Here is a 19,913-nt window from a genome sequence, read left to right on the forward strand (position 1 = left end):
GGAACGCTGTTACCCACTATCTTCAATACCGCTGTAGCGTTTGCGGCTCGTGGTTCCATCAGAACGATCTCGAAGGCTCTCCACCGGGTCTTTGGTCAGCCTGCGAAAGCGAGGCGAGTGTTGAAAACCAGGCAACTCAACTCGCCCCCCGGCGCGAGCGATAGATGCCGATCACCCAATTGCCGATCGATCGCGAACCCTTTCGCTCCATGCAGTGCAGCTTCTGGGTCTGTTGCAAAAACACGGGTTCGACAACAAAGGAACGGCTCGCTACCTGAGACGCACAATGGCGTGAATAGCGGTTGTTAAAACGGGATCTGCTGGTGGCCATGACGTGAATGATTCAGGAGTTTCTGACCGGGCGGCGGGCGTGTTTGTGCATGCAAAAACACGCGCTCCACGGCCACCGTGCGCCGACGCAATGTACCGTGTGACCTGCAGTGTGTCATCGGCAAGCATTCCGCGTTTGGCAATGAGCACATCATTCCGACTCTTGTCCAGCCGTTCGGCCAGTTCTATCGCGGTAAGTTCGCTTCCATCCGCTAGGAGTGCGACGATGCGCTGCGGGAGTAGGCCAAACATACGCGGGGTCCGGTCCCGAGGCGAGGCCTTCGTTGGTTTTCGAGGCGTGGATGTCCTGCCTCTCATGGCGGTCAGGTCGTCTGCCCACTCCGTTTTGCCGTCCGATGGATTTCGCGCCCGATAACACCTTTGGTCGATATCGATTCGGCAAAGAGGGCTTTCGAAAATCGTCGATAACTGCTCAACGGTGAACCGTAGGCGCAGCGCACGCCATACCTCTTGCCATCCTTCGAACAGGCCGCTGCGGGCGATCTCATAAGCCGATTGCCTGATCGATTCACGTCTATCAACGACGTCCCAGTCCTTCGTCCGTTTCATGGCTGTGTCCGCGGCATATTGACAGACCGTCCTCTGCCCGGCATACGGGCCGTGTGCCCTTGGACCGGCTTCGCAGGATGTACCCGCGCGGCGATATGAAGCCTGCTACCGCCCAGGCGCGCGACCACTCCATTACGTGAGCCGCCACCGCCCATGACCTGGTGCGCATTTTCGATCCCGAATAAATGTACCTACGGCGAAACATATCGCGGGCGCGCACTTCGGCATATTGGACCAAAGTCCCATTTCCTGCAAAAACACCCTGGATTCTGCGAATGTCGGTAACGCTTACCTTTACGTGGCAGCGAGATGCGTTTTCTATAAATCGATGCATCAGGGACATGCGAATGCCCAGCTCAACAGCCAAGCCGGAGCGGATGCGATTCATGGATCAGGTCGACGTGATGCGCGTCTTCATGCTAGCTGCCGAGAGTGGCAGCTTCCGGCGAGGGGCTGATGAGTCGCACGTGAGCAAGGCGCAGCTATGCCGCGCCGTTGCCTCGCTAGATGCACGTATGCAAACGCAATTGTTCACATGTGCCACCCGGAAGATCTCGCTTAGGGGGCCGGCTTGCGCTACCTGGAGGGTATCCGAGAGTTTCTCGAAAGGCTTGACCTGCGCGGCGACAATGACTACGTCCGGCTGATCATCGTGGCGCTGATCCCGCTCGCATTGAAGGGCGTGAAGTATCGCCCGCTCGGCGCTACTTCCGGGGCCGGCTGTCTGCCACGACGCCGAACCCGTATAACGCTCAAGGCTTGGGCGGCTCGAACCTGGGACCGACCAACCCGGCGCTCGCCGATGAGGTCAAGGGGCGTCTCGCCGCGCTGCACGACGCAGACCCGTCGAACACGACGCCCGTACCGGTCGATCTTGTCACGTCGTCGGGCAGTGGCCTCGACCCGGATATTTCGCCGGCAGCGGCAGCGGCAGCGGCAGCGAAAAGCGATATCGGTGAGTCTTGCAAAAGCGGGGGGCGCGTTCCAGCACACAACGCCTGATCTAGGAGCGTACGGCTTCCGGGGCGAAGCCAAGCGGCACCATCGGCCGCGCGGTGACAGTCATGGCGGACGTCGTGTCCGTTGATCCCAAGGCGAGAAGCATTGCGTTAAAAGGTCGTGCAGGCAGCGACGTTGACATCAACGTCGAAAATCCCGACCGACTGAAAAATATCCGAAAGGGGGGATCACGTCGAGGGGGTTTATACCGAAGCCATTGCCATTTCCGTCACGCCCGGCACGAGATAGAAGCAGACGGATCTGGTTCTGCCCGATTGGGCAGATACTGAATCAGCGTGTAGGACCGCATGATCGACACGGTCGAGTCGGGTGGGCTCGCGGCGGCGGACGGAGCGAGCGAAAATGACGCTTCAATTTCAAGTTGCGGCTTGTTGACTCTCGTCGTCACGCATCAGTAGTACAGGACGCTTCGAAAGTCGCAGGAAACGTTCCGCGACACTGCCGAGCACCAGACGTCTCACGCCCCTGCGCCCGTGCGTACCCATTACAACGAGGTCCGCATGAAGCCGATCCGCCTGGCACTCGACAATGGAGGCGACATCGTCCGACAAGGCGGCGGGTTCAAGCAGCTCGGCGTGACACTCCACGCCAGCCGCGGCGCAGGCCTGCGCCGCTTCAACGAGCGCCGATCTTCCTTCCCTTCGCATGGCGTCCACGAATTCAGTGAGATCACGTTCGGGGTGCGAGAAAATGGGTGCATCATGCACGACGTGAACTGCATGCACGACGCCATGGGCCGAGGCGGCGAGGCACACGGCTTCCCTGAGCGCCAGTCTAGACGACCCGCTTCCGTCGACGGCAACAAGAATGGTCCTGTACATCGCACACATCTCCAATGTCAGCGTCCTTGATATCCCATCGACAGGCAACATGCGGAAGTCGTCGGGTCGGGCGCGACCAGCCGATTGCCGAAGCGTCGGCCTGACTTCACTTCACATTACGTCAGTTGGTGAAATCCAGTAAGGAACTTTGCTCCGGTCAGGTCCCGGGGCGAACGACATCATTGTTCCGATTGTTGTTGAACGGCTTCGAGTGCAACGCATGATTGGTCCCGGCCGGCCGCGCGTTTGAGTCGAGGGGCTCCGGTTTTCTGATTTACCAGCCGCTCCTCCATGATCAATACCAATTCCACTTGCGATGCCTTCCCGTGAGTCCGACTGATTACCATGTCCAGATGCGTTTCGTCGCGATGTTTGAGCATTGCTGCCTCCATACGAGTGGTGAGTCTCGCCCCGATCCTGTGTGGTTCTATGTGCCTGAAAATCGTCGAAGATCCGGTTGAGGTGCTGTGTCGATCATAACGATGATTGTAAGATGTATGTAAGCTACGCAGCGTCGCCAATGAACGCTTAATTGCGTGTGCACACTCTGCAACGCTGGGAGGCCCTCGATAGCCTGGTCGTCGGCAACCCGCGCGTGGCGTCGTTTGTCTGGAGGATGCGACTGGCCATTGTCGGCAAGATGCGCCGGGCTGCAAGACTTTTGGCGCGGCGCATATTCCCGCTCAGCCATTTCGTAACAGCCAGCAAGCGTCCCGCCTCCAGCGACTCATTGGACCAAAGTCCAATACAACATCCAATTCAACGCGTATAGGCTGGAAACTGTCGGTTTTTCACCGGTAGTTCGAGACTCGACGTGAGACATGACTTCGAGGGATTCGAGCGGGCTGCGTTCTGGCTACATATCATTGTTGCCTGCGTTTTTCTGATGTTCCTTATCCGCGGTAAGGAACCCACGACTGGTGACTGGTTCGGAGTCGGATGGGAGAGACTTGCGATTGAGTTCCCCCCAGACTCTTTGCTTCCCGAGTCGACGCCCGGATCATCCGGGCAGCCAGGCACGCAGGCACCAGCGACTTCTATGACCGGCAGGGACGCCTCGTTGTCTGCGACAGGAACCTGCCGGACGGAGTGGCCATGATCAATTGGAAGGCCCGATGGGCTAGAGCCTACTTGTTATGGCTGGTTCTGCCGGCCGCCATCCCCTCGTGCGCGGACCACGGTCCGGCGAGTCCCCCGCCATCAGGCCCCGCGTCATTGAGCACTGCGCCTAGCCCGGCTCAATCGGGCCCGGCGTCATTGAACACCGCGCCATCGGGCCCCGCACCATCAGGCCCGGCGGCGTCGGGCCCAGCGCCATTCAAGCCAGAGGAGATCGAAGCCCTCGTTGCGCCAATCGCACTTTACCCGGACTCCGTGCTGGCGCAGGTATTGATGGCGTCGACCTATCCGCTGGAGATCGTACACGCTGCGCGTTGGGTGAAAGCGAATCCGAATGTCAAGGGCGACGCCGCCGTGAAGGCCGTAGAGAACCAGCCGTGGGACACGAGTGTGAAATCGCTGGTGGCATTCCCGCAGATACTTGAGCCGATGAATGACAAGATCGACTGGACCCAGAAGCTCGGCGACGCCTTTCTTGCGCAGCAAAAGGACGTCTTCGCCGCTGTGCAGCGCTTGCGGGCACACGCGAAGGAGTCGGGCAACCTCAAGTCGAACGAACAGCAGAACGTGATCGTCGAACAGGCACCTGCTGGCAGCGCGCAGACCATCGTGAAGATCGAGCCCGCGAACCCGCAGGTGATCTATGTGCCCGCCTATGATCCGACTGTCGTGTATGGCGCGTGGAGCTATCCAGCCTATCCGCCTTACTACTGGCCGCCGTATCCCGCCTATTACCCCGGTTACTATCCAGGCGCAGCGCTCGCGACGGGCTTCGCCTTTGGCATTGGCATAGCTGCCGCCGGTGCAATCTTCAGCGACTGCAACTCGTGTTGGGGTGGAGGCGACGTCAACATCAACGTCGACAAGGCCGCAAACATCAACCGCAACTTTGATCGCAGCAAGGTCCAGGGGCAAGGCGGTCGCTGGCAGCATGATGCGAGCCATCGCCAGGGCGTCGCCTATCGCGACAATGCCACGCGCGATAAATTCGCCGGGCAGTCGCCGCGTGCCAGCACACGTGACCAGTATCGCGGCCGAGGCGACGCGGGTAACCGTCCCGGCACCAATGACCGGGCAGGGGCAGGCAATCGCGCAGCGACGGCAGACCGTTCTGCTGGCGCGAACCGGGGCGCGTCGAATCGCGCAGGAGGTGACGTGAATCGTGTCAGCAGTGGCGATCGCCGGGGCGGTTACAGCGGCGGACGCGACAACGCTTTCAACGGCGTGGGCACGAGCGGCCGCACCACGCAACGCAACTTCGACAGAGGCAGCTCGAGCATGCGGGGTTCAGGCGTTAACCGGCCCTCCGGTGGTGGAGGCATGCGTGGCGGCGGTGGATTCCGCGGCGGCCGGCGCTAAGGAGAGGGGGAATCATGGCTTTCCGTTCATGCGTCTTCCAGCAGTGGCTGACGCCCACACTCGCGAACCTTGCGGCCGCAGCCGTCCTGTCGGTCGCGATGGCGCCAGCGGTGCACGCTCAAATGAACTTCAGTTCGCCGGAAGCGGCGATGAACGCCTTTGGAGACGCTGTCGTGAAAGACCGCGAGGACGCGTTGCGCAAGATCTTCGGCAACGACTTCCGTGATCTGATACCACCGGTTGGTGGCGAGCTGCGAGATACGTTTGTCGCGGAATGGGCAAGGTCCCACACTATCGGGCCGACGGTTAAGGGGCGCGCGCACATCGTCGTGGGCGACAACGGCTGGACGTTCCCGATACCACTCGTGAAGAGCAGTAAAGGTTGGCACTTCGATACCAGCGCCGGCGCTGAAGAAATGCGATTGCGGCGCATCGGACGCAACGAACTGGCCGTCATTCAGACGATGCTCGCAATCTACGATGCGCAGCGCGAGTACGCGCAGACTAATCACGATGGCGAGGGTGTCCTTGCCTATGCATCAAGGATGGTTAGTTCGCCCGGCAAGCATGATGGTTTGTACTGGCCTACTGGGCCGGATGGCACTCCAAGTCCGCTAGGTGATGCCTTCGTTGATGCCAGTTCGCGCAACGCGAAGAATGCGGGCTACTACGGGTACCACTACAATCTGCTCGAGTCACAAGGATCCCACGCGCCCGGCGGTGCCTATGACTACGTTGTGCGGGACAAGCTCTTCGGCGGGTTTGCCGTCATTGCATGGCCGGTGAAATACGGCGACACGGGGATCAAAAGTTTCATGGTGAGCCACGCCGGACAGGTCTATCAGCGCGACCTTGGGCCGGAGAGTGCCGCCAAGGCTGAGGACACGAAGTCGTTTGACCCGGGCCCCGGCTGGAGCAAAGTGCCCGATGCCGATCTTCAGTAATGCAGGCTAGCGTCCAGGGCCCTGCCATGCGTGTTCTGTCCGTGAGCCTGCGCGCGGCCGAGGGCGTGGATGTGTCGGTAATGGCCGAGCAATTTGGCGGCGGCGGGCATCTTGGCGCGGCCGCGTTCCGCTGCCGCTGGGCACCGCGCGAGCGGACAGGTTCTTCGAACATAGGAGCGCGGGTGCATACGATGCCGTGATGCTGTTCGCCGCAAGCATCAACTCAACACATTCGACCTGACGAGTGGGTTTCATCTTTAGAGGTATGCGTAAGCGACGGCGAAAATTGCTGGTCCTTCAGAAGCGCAATCGCCTCGGGACACGGTCCGTCGAGCAGCGTTATCTTGGCGGCGATCTGGTCGATTTTCACATCGAGCGCCTTGGCAAGCCGCAGGGGCGGTATGCCACGCTCGATCGCCCTTCGAATCATTAAATGTTCCTGGACGGACGCAAGCCGGTTAAGCCTGTTGTTGTATGTATATGCCTCGTCATCGGTAGCGACCAGACACATGACCTTCACTTGCCCAAGTTCCCGGAGAGCAACGAGCCGTAGGTGGCCGTCAAGCAAAGTATATTTGCGTGATCGCTCGTCCGCGGCAGTCACGGACAGCAGTTCAATCCGACCGCTATCGCGAGATGCTGCTGGATGCGGCGCCATGGCGGCGCATGGCTGGATCGTGAAGCGGCTCTGCAAAGGACTGACGTTGGACATGGATGCTGAAGCTATCGTCCGGCCGAACGGAAGACGCACGCCAGCCTTAGGTGCACCTAACCGGAAACATGCATGAAAGTCAAAGTCCCCCATTACCGAGGAAAAGTGCATGGGCAGCATTGAGCATCCGCCGCCAAAGGACACGCGAGCACAACGCTCCGCTCGGTGGTTGTTCTCATGCGTTTGCCTCACTGCGATTTTATTTCCCGGAATGGCACCGGCGATGGATTTCAAGATTTACGCCCAACCACAAGTCCAGCGCAAAATTGTGATCGCCGAAGGGAGGATCCAGGATGGCGATGCTGAGAAGTTCAAGGCGTTTGCCAAAATGGCCGACCGCGATGACGAAGCACTCGTCGTCCTCGTTTTGAGTAGTCCGGGAGGTAACGTCGAGGCCGCCTTTCGGGTCGTCGACGCGATGGACAAGGTGCGCGTCTACACCGTCGTCCCTGATAACGCGACGTGCGCGTCCGCTTGCGCTTCGATCCTGTTCGCGTCGGGGGAACGCCGAAGCATCGTCGGTACCGGGATGCTCGGTTTTCACAGCTGCTACCAGCGCCATGGGAGAAGCTACGTCGAGGACTCGCTTTGCAACGAAATAATCGCTGCAAATGCAATGCAAAGAGGGATAAGCCAGGTCGCCATCAATCGTTTCGTCAAACGCTATGGTGCACAAAACATGGCATGGGTCGGGCGCGACATCGCTTGCAAGTCGCTGCCGGGACTATGCAAGCCCGGTCTGCTCGAAACCCGATACGAAACGAAGACTTCGCTGACGCAAAGTTGGAGGGAAGCGGGCACTCAACATCAGATCTTTACGCGCTAGCATACGATCTTGACACAGCGCGATTTCACAGAAACGGACGTGAATGCGTCAGCTCTAGAAGGTGCGTCTCGTTGAGGGTGGTCAGCTCGAAGCAGTGTTTGCTGATATAGAGCCCGCATGTGCCTACATTGCCAGCCGTGGCGCGGAGATCGACAGCACGATGGTCCAGGTGGCGCCGGGGGCGGGCGATAGTGGCAAACCTGACATGCTCGATCGATGCACAGATGCGAGGTCGAGCGGCCGGACCATATGTCGCATCGTCAAAATCGCCAACCCGAAGACAAAATACATAAAAGGCAAGTGCCGCGATCGGCGATGATCAGAATAGTCGCGTCGCACGGGAACGGATCCAGCAAACACCTGACATACCGAGGATTTCCGTTGGCGCGGAAATCCTCGGAGCCGCGTGAGAGGTGTGGCTCAGGCCTGCAACGATTTCCCCGACTCGGCTGCGTGTTCTTGCACGTCCACCGTGTAAAACCTTGGCGCACTAACAAAGCCGAAGATCGTCCAGCCGGCGAAAATGCAAAGGCCGCCGAGCATCAAGGCCTGCGTGCCTGAACTGATGAGCGCGTAAAAGCTGTAGATTGTCGCAATCATTGCCACGGCGCCAGTCATCATTGCGCGACCTGGCGGGACGGCGGAGACTTTCTGAATGGTGATGAGCGCGGCCATTGACATCACGTAAGGCACGAGATTGGTCACGACGGCGAGGTCCACCACTTTCTGGAATTGGCTGCTCAATTGTGGACTGATTGTCATCAGCGACAGCCCGACCTGCACGGCCAGCAGGATCACCATGCATACGATCGGCGTGCCGGATTTTGTCGCGATCTTGAAGACGGGAAGGAAATAGCCGACGTCGGCCGAGCTTTTGTACACCTGTGCCACGGTGAACTGCCAGCCCAGTAGAGAGCCGATGCATGCAATCACCATCAGCGCGGTCACGACGCTGCCAATTGCCGGGCTGAACATCGTGGCGAACGCAAGGCCGAAGGGTGCACTCGATTTCGCGAGCTCGGCATTGGGAATAATGCCGGAAATGACATTAGTTGAGGTGATGTAGATGATCGCACAACCGATCGTACCGGCGAGCACGGCGATCGGTACATCGCGCTCAGGATTTTCTACGGCATCGGCATTCGCGCAAGCCGATTCGAGCCCGAGAAACGCCCACAGCGTAATCGAAATCGAACCGCCGACCGCCGGTATGAACGCCTGACTGTGCGGGTTCCACGCCGCGATCCAGGTACTGCCTTTGAACCAGAACCAGCCTAGGACCGAGACCAGAACGACGGGGATAATGACGCCCCATACCGTCACGGTGCTGATGCGGCCGGTAATCCGGGAGCCCCAAAAATTGGCCACGGTTGTGATGACTAGCAGGAATATGGTCCACAGGCAGTTTTGCAGTGGCGTCAGCGTTGCATTGAAAAGGACCTTGCCGTAGCCAACCGCAGTGATGGCGATCGCCACGTTGGCGATGACGAGCGAAAGCCCGTACGTGTAGTTCGCCATGTAATTGCCGCCCTTGCCGAACGCATATTCCGCGTAGCCGCCCATACCGCCTGGTTTGCGGCTAAGCATGCCGCATCGGGCGAACGCATAAGCGAGAGCGAGGGACCCACCGGCAGTGATCACCCATGAGAATATGGAAATCGTGCCGACCTCGGCAAGCTTGGCGGGCAGAAGGATGATCCCCGAGCCCATCATGTTCACGGCCGTCAGGATGGTCAGTTGCCATACATTCATTTTGTTTCTCGACGCGCTCATGTCAACCTCTTAGCAAGGAGAAATCAATCTGCATTTGCGACGGTACGGGACTGTCGACCGCACGAAGCCCGACCAGTCGTTGGCGTAACGAGCCAGGGTCTTCTCGTACGTCTCGCGAATCAATACGGCTCGCCCTCAAACAAACACAGTGACACTTCCCCGGTTACTGATTTCTGTACCCGGCCTTGAGTCACGTCTAGCAGAGTTGCTGGCTTGTCTTCATTGCGTCAAACAATAGACGTGGTACACGCCTTCCTCGACCTCAACACCATGAGTGTCGTGAGTAAATCCAGGGAAGCGCAGGTCATAGGCTTCGAGCGCTTTCAGATAACCGAGTATTGGACCATCGGCAGGTCCAGCATTTTCACCAGGCATCAGCAACGGAATGCCGGGCGGATAAGGGACCACACCCGTCGCGACAGCACGCTCTGCCAGATCATCGAGCGTCACCTGTTCGACTTCGCCTCGTACCAGGCGACAGTCGTTGAACGGCTACCTGGTGACAACGTGTCCGTACGCATGCTTTTTCCCATCGGGACCAACTTGCAAATAGACGCCCTGAATCTCGGGCTCGAAGCCAGGCAAGCTGTTGATGCCTTCTTCAAGTGCCCGAAAATACTTCAGGGCTGGACCGCCCCAAACCTCGCCGGGTACCACGCACAACACACCGGGTGGATAAGGTAGAGCGCCTTCTGCAGCGATCCTCCCCTCAATGTCGGCGAGCGAAATCAACTCAACGTTGTTGCGAACGAGTTCTGTATTTGCTTGCGCGGGCGACATGGCTTGCGTGGGAAAATGCACCTTGCGAAACATTTCCTTTTGCAGACGCTTCATGTCGTGGCTCTTGTAGAAATCGTGCATCTGGCGGCAGAGCCCGCGAATTGTCTTGCCCTCGTAATAGTCGTGATACCGCTCGTAGATGGACGGCAATACGTCTCGCATCGGGCTGTCGTTGTCGATGTGCTTTTCGAACCGGCAGATGTAAGAAATCAGATGCTGGAGTTTGGCCAGGTTTTCCGAAGGTGTGAGCAGGAACAAGATCGAATTGAGGTCAGCCTTCTCAGGGATCAAGCCGTTTTCACGCAGATAATTCGCGAGGATCGACGCGGGGATGCCATATGGACCGTACTCTCCTGTTAGCATGTCGATGCCGGGCGTCGTGAGCAGCAGCTTGCACGGATCGACGAAGTACTGATCCTCCGCGTAGCCCTCGAAGGCGTGCCACGGATCCTTCGGATTGAACTTGAAGAAGCGAAGATCATCGACGATCATTTCTGTCGGATAGTCGTCCCATGGGCGTCCATCCACCATCTGCGGAATAAAGGGCTTGATGTATTTGCATGAGCGCAGTATTAACTTACGCGCCTCGACGCCGGTATGCACGCAGTCGCGCCAAAGCTTTCTGCCAGCCGCGCCCGCGTGCATTTGCGCATTTACGTCGAGTGCGGCGAAGAGTGGATAAAACGGGCTGGTGGAAGCGTGCATCATGTATGCGTTGTTCAGTCGCTTGTGACTGATGTATCGCTTTTGCCCCTTGATGTGCCGGTCCTTCTTGTGAATCTGGGACGTCTGCGAAAAGCCCGCCTGCTGCTTGTGCACGGACTGCGTCACAAAGATGCCAGGATCGTTCTCGCCCAGTTCGAGAAGCAAGGGCGAACTCGCCTGCATCATCGGTATGAACTGCTCGTATCCCACCCATGCCGAGTCGAACAGAATGTAATCGCACAGGTGACCAATTCGCCGAATGACCTGCTGTGCGTTATAGATTGTCCCGTCGTAGGTGCCGAGTTGAATGATCGCAAGGCGCAGAGGCCGCGTCTCGTCAGCCCGTTCCGGCGCAACCTCACGGATCGCCTCGCGTAAATATGCTTCGTCAAAGCAATGTGAGTCGATCCCGCCGATGAATCCGTAACCGTTGCGCGCGGTCTCCAGGTAGATAGGGATGGCCCCTGAGAGGACCATCGCGCCCAGATGATTCGATTTATGGTTGTTGCGGTCGAAGAGTACGAGATCGTCCTTTGCCAGCGTCGCACTCGTCACAACCTTGTTGGAAGTCGATGTTCCATTCAGTACGAAGTAGGTCTTGTCGGCGTTGTAGATACGCGCAGCATTCTTTTGTGCGTCGGCGGCAGGCCCTTCGTGGATGAGCAGATCGCCAAGCTTGACGTCGGCATTGCACAGATCCGAACGGAACAGGGTCTCGCCGTAGAAATCAAAGAACTGTCGGCCTAACGGATGACGCGAAAAAAACTGACCACCTTGATGTCCTGGGCAATCGAACGCTACGTAACCGCGCTTCACATAGTCCGCCAACATCTTGAAAAAAGGTGGGAAGAGCCCTTCCGTATATTTCTCAGCAGCCGTAGCGATCTGCTTGCCGTAGTAGTGTCGATTGCCTCGACCAATTTCAAAAACACCGCTCAGTTGAGCCACGATGCCGCCGGGAATACCCTCACCAGGGTTTAGCGCAAGGAAAAAGGGGATGTTGAAACCCGTATCGTGGATCTTCATGAGAACTGCCGGCGCTTCGCCAGCGGTTGCTACCACTGCGGCGACATTCGTGAAGTCCGTTCCATGAACATTCACTGTTTCATAGTCAAAAATGAAACACTCGGCGAGCGATGGTGATATGGCTACATTTAGCTTTTTCATCGTATCTCCGAACGGATGTGTGAATCGCTCCGGGGGTCGCTGAGTCAACACACACAGGCGCGCCTCTCCGCTCGAGAGACTGCGGCGGTGCGCATGGCCCGGGGTTAGTAACTGATTTTCGAAGGCGACTCCGGAAATCCGCAATCAAATGCTCGTACCCGAATAACAGATTAGACGGCCTTGTGCGGATATCGGTATTGGACTTTGGTCCTATTCAGCCCGCAGAACACATCGCATTCAGTAAATGATTATTTTCATGTGCCGACCGCGACTTCCCTGCGGGGCACTGGCATGGCAAACGTAAGGGATCGCGGGCGAGATGGTCGTCGAACATGCGACCTTGCCCTATTCAGTGCTTCGATATAAAGGCGGCCCGCCTGACAAATTGTGGATCGCCCTCGCATCGCCAAATGGCAACGCGTCGCTCGTCAACAGCCATTCATCGAACTGACAGTGAAGGACGTTTTTTGGCCGATCTTTGCCCGATGCCCGGCACGTCCGGACTCCCCAAGCCCACATCAGCTTTCCAGGTATCAACAGCCATGCGCCACGTTAAGTTTGACCGTCTATCAGTCGGCGACAGTAATATGTCGGGGACGGTCTTTAACGCACTACCGGTTGGGCGCTGCCACTAACGGGACGCCGCGCAATTGCACTAGGGCAATGACAATGCACAGTCGTCCAACATTCGCAAGAGTGACCGCCGTGATCATTGCGATAATCGCAGCGCCGTGCGTTGCCGTGCATGGCGAGGAGAAAGAACCGCTCAGCTTCATTGATCAGACAGACGGGCAACTGGACATGAGCGATTTCCTGCTCAAGCACAAGGGGGCGCTGCCCGTACCCATCGTGATCACTGAGCCGGCCGTGGGCTATGGCGTTGGTCTCGGCCTACTGTTCTTCTCCGGGCCGGTCGCGAAGGAGGCGGCAAATTCAACAGGCGATGAGCGCAACCGGACTCCGCCGAACGTCACGGCGCTCGGGGGCATCTACACACAGAACGGCACCTGGGCCGCAGCAGCCGCCCACTTTCACACATGGGAAGACGACCGGTATCGTTACCTCGGTGCGGTCGCAAAGGTCGATGCTCACCTCGACTACTTCGGACTGACGAGTCAGCCCCGCGCCTATACCCTGATGGGTGATGCGCTTCTTCAGCAGTTCCTGGTGCGGTTCGGGCACAGCCGCTGGTATGGAGGTGTGCGGTATGTATTCTTCGACTCAACGTCCAGTTTCACAGGCGGCAACGTGCCGGCCAGCATTTCCAACTTCGAGCGGAACCAGCGCATCGGCGCCGGCAGCCTCATTCTGGACTACGATTCGCGCGACAACGTTTTTTATCCGGCCTCCGGCAGCTTCGCCGAATTTGAGGCGCAGTTCGCCCGAAGCGGCTTCGGCGGGACCCAGAACTACGACGTCTACGCCGCACGCGGCTTTAAATGGATTCCGCTCACACATGCGCTGATTTTGGGCCTACGCGTCGACACGAAGTTCTCGACGGGGGACATTCCATTCTACGCGCAGCCGTATGTGGATCTGCGCGGGGTTCAGAAGGGACGATACCAAGACCGCAATGCCATCTCGACGGAAGTGGAGTTGCGCTGGGACGTGACGCCACGCTGGTCGCTACTCAGCTTCACAGGCCTTGGTAAGGCATATGGACGGCTAGAAAGCTTTTCCCAAGCACAGAACGTAACAAGTGTCGGCGCTGGGTTCCGTTACCTGATCGCACGCAAGCTGGGGGTGTCCATTGGTATCGATGTCGCACACAGCAAGGACCAGAATGCGTTTTACATACAGGTCGGCAGTGCGTGGCGGTGAGCCCGCGAGCCGAACACACGGTGGACTGATCGGTTCAGAAGCCAACTTCCCTAGCTCTGCTCGATTTAGCGACCGGCACTTGCATCCATGAGGCTACGGACTGTTATTCGCAACAGCGATGGTCCGGACGGCAGGCAACCTACCTGTAGCTGCGTCAATAGGGACGGCGCTGAAACGTCAGCAATCGCCGAATCGGGACATCAACGTTGCGAATCGAATGGCCGCTTCTGAGCCGAACCCTGCCCGATGCCTCGCACGCATGAATTCCCATGCCGCCCATCGCACGTCGGACCGTAGCCGACCCCGAACGGCGTATCATGTTGTGTCAATGAACGACTGCCGCACATCCGATCCTGTTGAAAAAATCGCTGACTGTCTTTCGCGTGTGGTTTTCAGGGGTCCTCACCCTTGACCGATATTCGCGAGCGGTTTGTGGCCGATCTGAGAGGTTGATTTTTTACAAGCGGATTGGAAACGCCGCGCAGCGACTTCAACAGCATCGATCCGCGAACAGCCATTCGTGACCAACAGGTTTCCGAGCAGAAGGGCACTAGCGGATTGCATCTGACCTTGACTGTGGTCTGCACGCCCCGACATGATATAGCCGCGAGTCTCTTCCGGAGGTTCGATGGCTTACATGCGGGCAAGGACCATTTCCGGGAACTTCATGTTCACGCCTGCGTTGAAAGAATGAAGTGGGCTTGCAGGTCAATCGACGTATTGAGGCTTGTTATGTCCAGTCGTCTGCTTCAAGCCGCGCTTTTGAGCGCCCCATTCATAAGTTCGCCGTCGTGGGCGGATGCGCCTCCTTTTGTGAACGCCAGTACTCAATGGCAATTCGCGGTGACGCCTTATATCTGGTTGCCGAGCGTCGACGGGTCGCTACGTTTTTCGTTGCCGGGCAACGGCGAAGCCGATGCATCGACCGGTCCGTATAACTATTGGCAGAACCTCCGATTCGCCGCGATGCTGCAGGGCGAAGCGCGTAAGGGCAACTGGAGCATCTTCGCCGACGCAATCTTTCTGGACTTCGGAAGTCACTCCACGTCCGTGCAGACAAAGGGCAGTGGTGTTCTCCAGCGCCAGTCAGAGGGCAGCGGCGAAACCAGCTTCAAGGGTGGACTGGTTCAGTTGGGTGGCGGCTACACGATCGTACAGTTGTCGCGGGTGACACTCGATGCGGTTACCGGCATCCGCTATCTTGCCGTACGTAGTTCGCTCGACGCGTCGCTTCACGCTACTATTGGAGGCCCAGGACCGAATTTCAACCCGGAAATTCACGTGTCGCAGAACGCGGATATCTATGACGGTTTTGCGGGCGTGCGCGGTCGTGTGTCGCTGACTGACGACGGCAGATGGTACGTTCCGTTCTACCTCGATTTGGGCACCGGCACATCAGACTTTACGTGGCAGGCAATGTCGGGTATCGCGTACGCGATGAAGTGGGGAGACGTCACCCTGTCATATCGCTATCTCGCGTTCTACGGTTCCGGCGATCAACTCGTTCAATCGCTACGTTTTAAGGGGCCAGCCTTGAGCGTAACGTTTCGATTCTAGGTTCGATTCAGAACGATCTGGGGACTCTCTTTGGCGTATGGCCTCGTGTTCCATCGCAGCCAGCCGGTTTTTGAAGCCACTCCCAGCGACGGTCATCGCAAGAAGCAATTCCGTGGCTACTGCTGCATCGACAGGCAGCTTGCAACTGACCAACGGACATTAGAGGCGGAACGGCCAAAGACCGTTTTTGTTAAGCGTTGTTCGATGCCTGCCCGTGTCCGCTGCCCTGTGAGTGCACGATGACGCGTGCGGGCAGGCATCGAACAACGCTGACAAGAGCACCCGTTCAATGAAGGTACCGTAGGGCAGCCGTTGAAATCTTCAACGGCTGCTTTCGGGCGACTTCCGTGAATGAGTACAGTCGGCCAATCTCAGTCATCCGCTGCGGCCGACGGATGGTCATTCGCGTGACCGTTCGACTCTGGTTCAAGACATTCAGACGGTCGAGTATCGAACGTCTGACAAGGGTGGCGTACCCGGCCGACCACGTCGGAGTCCAGTCGGCAGTTGCAGCCATTAGGTGTCCATTTATTCCCGTCGTCGGGGTGACGGCGCTATTCTGGGAGCCACCGAACGGGTCTTGGCGAAAACACATCGATGGCTGCTTCGGATTCGCTTACACCGATGGAAGGGGATGAGTTGCTGGTTCTTGCTTCAATGCTGCGGCAATTTCTATCGCCGCTTTTTGCAACTCGGGTACATAGCGGCGCGTGGCATCTGCGAGGCTCACGGCACGCGACAGGAAGACGACATTGAGGCTCGCGAGCACGCGCTCGTCCACGCTGATCGCGACCGCCACCGCACCGATCTTCGCCTGCGCGGTCCAGTCTCCGTGATTCGATCCGAAACCATCCTCGCGCACGCGCCGGATCAGCTTGCGCACGAGCGCATCGTTCTTCGCGAGTGCCTGCTGCTCTTCGCCGCCCGCGCCGGAGCGTAGTAATTCGAGGATGTCTTCGCGCTCCTCGTCGGGGCACATCGCGAAGTAGGCGCGGCCCGCCGCCGTCAGCATGATCGGCAAACGCCGCCCGACCATCGCGCGATGAAACGACAACTGGCTGAAGCGATGCGTCGTCTCGCGGATGATCATCGCGTCCCCGTCGGGCGTGGTCAGATCGGATGGCCACGCGACGCGCTGCAAGAGCTGCCCCATGATCGGCGGCGCCACGGTCGCGATGCGCTCGGTATCGGTGAAGCCCTCGCTCAACGAACGCACAGCGAGGGTCAGACGAAAACTGTCGTCAGACGTGCTGCGGCGCACGAACCCTTCCTCCATCAGCGTTTCGAGCAGACGGCGCACCGTCGTGCGATGCAGGCCGGTCAAGTCGGCAATCTGCTGGCTTGTCGCGCGTCCGCCTTCCATCGCGTTCAGCGCCCGCAATACCTGAAGGCCGCGCGCCAGTCCGCGTACGTTCGTATAGGTCGTCACGCCAGAAAATCCCTGTTAATTCAACAATGTGCATTCTATGCACATTTCAGAGATTTTGTTGAGGGGGCTTTCTGCCGCCCATAGACTGCACTCACAATTTGAACGAGTGAGAGCCATGCAAGAGGCAGGCGCCGCTCGTTCAGCACATCGGACAAGCCCATCCAGGAGACAAGCATGCGCCCCGCCTTTGAACCGGCGGCCGGCAACGGCCGCGCTCATCCTCGCGAAACGACACATCACTCGATCGAGGCCGATGTCGCCATCATCGGCGCGGGCCCGGTCGGGCTGATGATCGCGAACATCCTCGGCCTGCAGGGCGTGCGCGTCGTCGTGATCGAGAAGCTCGCGCAGATCATCGACTATCCGCGCGCCATCGGGCTCGACGACGAAGCGCTGCGCGTCTTCCAGTCGGTCGGGCTCGTCGACGAGCTGCTGCCGCACACCACGCCGAATCACTGGATGCGGTTCACGCTGAAAGGGAAATGCTTCGCGTCGATCGAGCCGCGCACCGACGAGTTCGGCTGGCCGCGCCGCAATGCGTTCATCCAGCCGCTCGCCGATCAGATCCTGTATCGCGGTCTCGCTCGCTTTCCGCATGTGCACACGCTGCTCGGCCATAGCGTCGACGGCTTCGCGCAGGACGAGCGCGGCGTGACGATCGAGGCAGCCGACGCGCACTGCGCGAAGACGACGATCCGCGCCGCGTACATGGTCGGCGCGGACGGTGGCAACAGCTTCGTGCGCCGCACGCTCGACGTGCCGTTCGAAGGCCGCACGAAGCCGAATCAATGGATCGTGATCGACGTGCGCAACGATCCGATCGGCTCGCCGCATGTCTATCTGCATTGCGATGCGCAGCGTCCCTACGTGTCGGCGGCACTGCCGCACGGCATCCGGCGCTTCGAGTTCATGGTGATGCCCGGCGAGACGGAGGAGGAACTCTCGAAGCCGGAGAACATGGAAGCGCTGGTGCGTGGCGTGGTCGCCGATCCGGGCAAGGTCGACTACATCCGTCAGCGGGTCTATACGCACAACGCGCGGCTCGCGAGCACGTTCCGCGTGAAGCGCGTCCTGCTCGCGGGGGACGCGGCGCACATCATGCCGGTATGGCAGGGTCAGGGCTATAACAGCGGCATTCGCGACGCGAGCAACCTCGGCTGGAAGCTCGCGATGGTCGTGAAGGGCACGGCGCAGGATGCGCTGCTCGATACCTACACGATGGAACGGCGTGCCCACGCGCGCTCGATGATCCACCTTTCCGAAGTCGCCGGAGATATCTTCGCGCCGACGAGCTTCTTTGGATCGAAAGTGCGCGACGCGTTCGTGCGCAGCTTCAACGTGCTGCCCTCCATGAAGCGCTATTTCGTCGAGATGCGCTTCAAGCCGATGCCGCGCTACGAAGAGGGCGTCGTGCTGTCGACGCGGCGCGAGCGGCGCGACGGCCTGCTCGCACGCATGATCGCGAAGCGCGGGCACGGCGCGTTCGGACGCCTCGTCGGCCTGTTGAGCGAGAAGCGCGAATCGCTGATCGGGCGCGTGGTGCATGGCCGTGATGCGCAGGCGGGCACGCCCGTGGGCCGCATGTTTATTCAGCCGCGCGTGCGTCTCGCGGACGGCGGCATCGTCCGGCTCGACGACGCGATCGGCAACCGCTTCGCGATCGTCGGCTGGGGCGCGGACCCGACCTTCGGCCTGACGCCCGAGGCGCGCCGCATCTGGCGCGCGCTCGGCGGATGCTTCGTGATCGCGAAGCCCGACCCGCAGCTCGCGTTCCACGACGACGTGCCCGAAGACGTGATCGCCATCGGCGACGTCGATTCACGCCTGCGCGAATGGTTCGCGCGCGTGCCGGAATCGGTCGTGCTGCTGCGGCCGGACCGCTTCGTGGCCGGCATGTGCTCGCCGCAATGCGTATCGGATTGCGTTGCGCAGCTCGGGCAAAAGCTGGCGCTTGCCATGACATTGGACGCGGCCGAGACAAACGACGCGACGTACGCGCACGCTGCCGACATGGTGGAAGCCTGACATGCCGATCCATCTCGAATGCATGTCGCACACGCCTTTGCACGGCTATTTCGATCCCGCGCCGGAAATCGTCGCGGAAGTGGAGCGGATTCAGCGCGCGGCGCGCGAGCGCGTCGAGGCGTTCGATCCGGAGTTGGTGATCGTATTCGCGCCGGACCACTACAACGGCTTCTTCTACGACGTGATGCCGCAGTTCTGTATCGGTGTGAGCGCGACGGCCATCGGCGATTTCAACAGCGCGGCCGGTCCCTTGCCCGTCGCGCGGGATTCGGCGCTCGCGCTCGCCGATGCCGCGCTCGCGAGCGATATCGATGTCGCCGTGTCGTATTGCATGCAGGTCGATCATGGCTGCGCACAGGCACTCGACGTGCTCACGGGCGGCATCGACCGCTATCCGGTGGTGCCCGTCTTCATCAACTCGGTCGCGCCGCCGATGGCGTCGTGCCGCCGCGCCCGACTGCTCGGCGATGCGATCGGCCGTGCCGTCGCGCGCATGAACCGGCGCGTGCTGCTGATCGGCTCGGGCGGCATTTCGCATGAGCCGCCGGTGCCGGAAATCGCCGGCGCGGACGATGTCGTCGCGGAACGGCTGATCGCGGGGCGCAACCCGTCGCCGGAATCGCGTGATGCGCGGCAGTCGCGCACCGTCGCGGCGGCGAAAGCGTTCGCGGCGGGCGACAGCCGGCTGCATCCGCTCAACCCGGCGTGGGACCGCGCGTTTCTCGAACTGCTCGAACGCGGCGAGCTCGCCGCCGCCGATGGCCTCACGAACGAGGCGATCACGCGCGATGCGGGCAAGTCCGCGCACGAGATCCGCACATGGGTCGCGGCATTCGGTGCGCTCGCGGCGAGCGGCCCTTATGCGGCATCGATCGATTACTACCGCGCGATTCCCGAATGGATCGCGGGCTTCGGCGCGATGCACGCGCACGAACGGACCCTTTCCAGGAGATAG

13 protein-coding genes and 2 pseudogenes are annotated in these 19,913 nt (G+C 59.6%); 8 read left to right on the forward strand and 7 right to left on the reverse strand.

Going from position 1 to position 19,913, the window contains the following annotated elements:
- Positions 1 to 1,596 precede the first annotated feature (1,596 nt).
- A pseudogene (locus tag H1204_RS47955) lies at positions 1,597 to 1,830 on the forward strand (potassium-transporting ATPase subunit C); the annotation flags it as partial.
- Positions 1,831 to 2,276: 446 nt separating this feature from the next.
- Here H1204_RS47955 and H1204_RS47960 read toward each other — a convergent pair.
- Together H1204_RS47960 and H1204_RS47965 are read right to left on the reverse strand one after the other, a co-directional pair.
- Positions 2,277 to 2,792: a universal stress protein gene (locus tag H1204_RS47960; RefSeq protein ID WP_346015816.1), complete on the reverse strand. Its 516-nt coding sequence runs from the start codon at positions 2,790 to 2,792 to the stop codon at positions 2,277 to 2,279.
- A gap of 128 nt (positions 2,793 to 2,920) precedes the next feature.
- Positions 2,921 to 3,121 carry a hypothetical protein gene (locus H1204_RS47965; protein ID WP_180736817.1) on the reverse strand — a complete coding sequence of 67 codons (201 nt, stop codon included), beginning with the start codon at positions 3,119 to 3,121 and terminating at the stop codon, positions 2,921 to 2,923.
- Between the two features lie 715 nt (positions 3,122 to 3,836).
- Here H1204_RS47965 and H1204_RS47970 point away from each other — a divergent pair.
- Together H1204_RS47970 and H1204_RS47975 are read left to right on the forward strand one after the other, a co-directional pair.
- A complete protein-coding gene (locus H1204_RS47970; RefSeq protein ID WP_180736818.1) occupies positions 3,837 to 5,219 on the forward strand; it encodes a DUF3300 domain-containing protein in 1,383 nt (460 codons plus the stop codon).
- A 14-nt stretch (positions 5,220 to 5,233) separates the two neighbouring features.
- Positions 5,234 to 6,163 carry a DUF2950 domain-containing protein gene (locus H1204_RS47975; RefSeq protein WP_180736819.1) on the forward strand — a complete coding sequence of 310 codons (930 nt, stop codon included), beginning with the start codon at positions 5,234 to 5,236 and terminating at the stop codon, positions 6,161 to 6,163.
- A 223-nt stretch (positions 6,164 to 6,386) separates the two neighbouring features.
- Here H1204_RS47975 and H1204_RS47980 read toward each other — a convergent pair whose 3' ends face one another.
- On the reverse strand, positions 6,387 to 7,109 hold the full coding sequence (locus H1204_RS47980; RefSeq protein WP_346015817.1) for a plasmid partitioning protein RepB C-terminal domain-containing protein: 723 nt from the start codon (positions 7,107 to 7,109) through the stop codon (positions 6,387 to 6,389).
- On the opposite strand from H1204_RS47980, the gene H1204_RS47985 reads away from it, so the two are divergent.
- Entirely contained in the window at positions 7,099 to 7,701 is a 603-nt protein-coding gene (locus H1204_RS47985) for an ATP-dependent Clp protease proteolytic subunit (protein ID WP_243469200.1), read from the forward strand. The two genes, H1204_RS47980 and H1204_RS47985, sit on opposite strands and share 11 nt — an antisense overlap.
- A 420-nt stretch (positions 7,702 to 8,121) precedes the next feature.
- On the opposite strand, the gene potE is transcribed toward H1204_RS47985, so the two are convergent.
- The 3 genes and pseudogenes from potE to H1204_RS48000 all read right to left on the reverse strand — a co-directional run bounded on the left by potE (position 8,122) and on the right by H1204_RS48000 (position 12,126).
- The gene (potE, locus tag H1204_RS47990) at positions 8,122 to 9,474 is read right to left on the reverse strand and encodes a putrescine-ornithine antiporter (protein WP_180736822.1); all 1,353 of its coding nucleotides are present in this window, start codon (positions 9,472 to 9,474) and stop codon (positions 8,122 to 8,124) included.
- A gap of 219 nt (positions 9,475 to 9,693) precedes the next feature.
- Positions 9,694 to 9,948, reverse strand: a pseudogene (locus H1204_RS47995) (arginine decarboxylase); the annotation flags it as partial.
- An 18-nt stretch (positions 9,949 to 9,966) separates the two neighbouring features.
- Entirely contained in the window at positions 9,967 to 12,126 is a 2,160-nt protein-coding gene (locus H1204_RS48000; RefSeq protein WP_180736823.1) for an ornithine decarboxylase, read from the reverse strand.
- Positions 12,127 to 12,831: 705 nt separating this feature from the next.
- On the opposite strand from H1204_RS48000, the gene H1204_RS48005 reads away from it, so the two are divergent.
- Positions 12,832 to 13,947, forward strand: coding sequence for a BamA/TamA family outer membrane protein (locus H1204_RS48005; RefSeq protein ID WP_243469201.1), 1,116 nt, complete (start codon positions 12,832 to 12,834; stop codon positions 13,945 to 13,947).
- Positions 13,948 to 14,679: 732 nt separating this feature from the next.
- Positions 14,680 to 15,504, forward strand: coding sequence for a hypothetical protein (locus tag H1204_RS48010; protein WP_180736825.1), 825 nt, complete (start codon positions 14,680 to 14,682; stop codon positions 15,502 to 15,504).
- 616 nt (positions 15,505 to 16,120) lie between these two features.
- On the opposite strand, the gene H1204_RS48015 is transcribed toward H1204_RS48010, so the two are convergent.
- The gene (locus tag H1204_RS48015; protein ID WP_180736826.1) at positions 16,121 to 16,933 is read right to left on the reverse strand and encodes a DNA-binding transcriptional regulator; all 813 of its coding nucleotides are present in this window, start codon (positions 16,931 to 16,933) and stop codon (positions 16,121 to 16,123) included.
- Between the two features lie 174 nt (positions 16,934 to 17,107).
- On the opposite strand from H1204_RS48015, the gene H1204_RS48020 reads away from it, so the two are divergent.
- Complete coding sequence (locus H1204_RS48020; RefSeq protein WP_180736827.1) at positions 17,108 to 18,958, forward strand: bifunctional 3-(3-hydroxy-phenyl)propionate/3-hydroxycinnamic acid hydroxylase; 1,851 nt, start codon at positions 17,108 to 17,110, stop codon at positions 18,956 to 18,958.
- Between the two features lies 1 nt (position 18,959).
- Positions 18,960 to 19,913, forward strand: a complete 954-nt coding sequence (locus tag H1204_RS48025; RefSeq protein WP_180736828.1) for a 3-carboxyethylcatechol 2,3-dioxygenase — start codon at positions 18,960 to 18,962, stop codon at positions 19,911 to 19,913.

Source organism: Paraburkholderia sp. PGU19, from assembly GCF_013426915.1.
GTDB lineage: Bacteria > Pseudomonadota > Gammaproteobacteria > Burkholderiales > Burkholderiaceae > Paraburkholderia.

What these genes read in the sequence shown, in the direction of transcription:
- H1204_RS47960 (WP_346015816.1), bottom strand. Translation starts at nt 2,792, where the DNA reads ATGTTGCCTGTCGATGGGATATCAAGGACGCTGACATTGGAGATGTGT.
- H1204_RS47965 (WP_180736817.1), bottom strand. Translation starts at nt 3,121, where the DNA reads ATGCTCAAACATCGCGACGAAACGCATCTGGACATGGTAATCAGTCGG.
- H1204_RS47970 (WP_180736818.1), top strand. Translation starts at nt 3,837, where the DNA reads ATGATCAATTGGAAGGCCCGATGGGCTAGAGCCTACTTGTTATGGCTG.
- H1204_RS47975 (WP_180736819.1), top strand. Translation starts at nt 5,234, where the DNA reads ATGGCTTTCCGTTCATGCGTCTTCCAGCAGTGGCTGACGCCCACACTC.
- H1204_RS47985 (WP_243469200.1), top strand. Translation starts at nt 7,099, where the DNA reads ATGGATTTCAAGATTTACGCCCAACCACAAGTCCAGCGCAAAATTGTG.
- potE (WP_180736822.1), bottom strand. Translation starts at nt 9,474, where the DNA reads ATGAGCGCGTCGAGAAACAAAATGAATGTATGGCAACTGACCATCCTG.
- H1204_RS48000 (WP_180736823.1), bottom strand. Translation starts at nt 12,126, where the DNA reads ATGAAAAAGCTAAATGTAGCCATATCACCATCGCTCGCCGAGTGTTTC.
- H1204_RS48010 (WP_180736825.1), top strand. Translation starts at nt 14,680, where the DNA reads ATGTCCAGTCGTCTGCTTCAAGCCGCGCTTTTGAGCGCCCCATTCATA.
- H1204_RS48020 (WP_180736827.1), top strand. Translation starts at nt 17,108, where the DNA reads ATGCGCCCCGCCTTTGAACCGGCGGCCGGCAACGGCCGCGCTCATCCT.
- H1204_RS48025 (WP_180736828.1), top strand. Translation starts at nt 18,960, where the DNA reads ATGCCGATCCATCTCGAATGCATGTCGCACACGCCTTTGCACGGCTAT.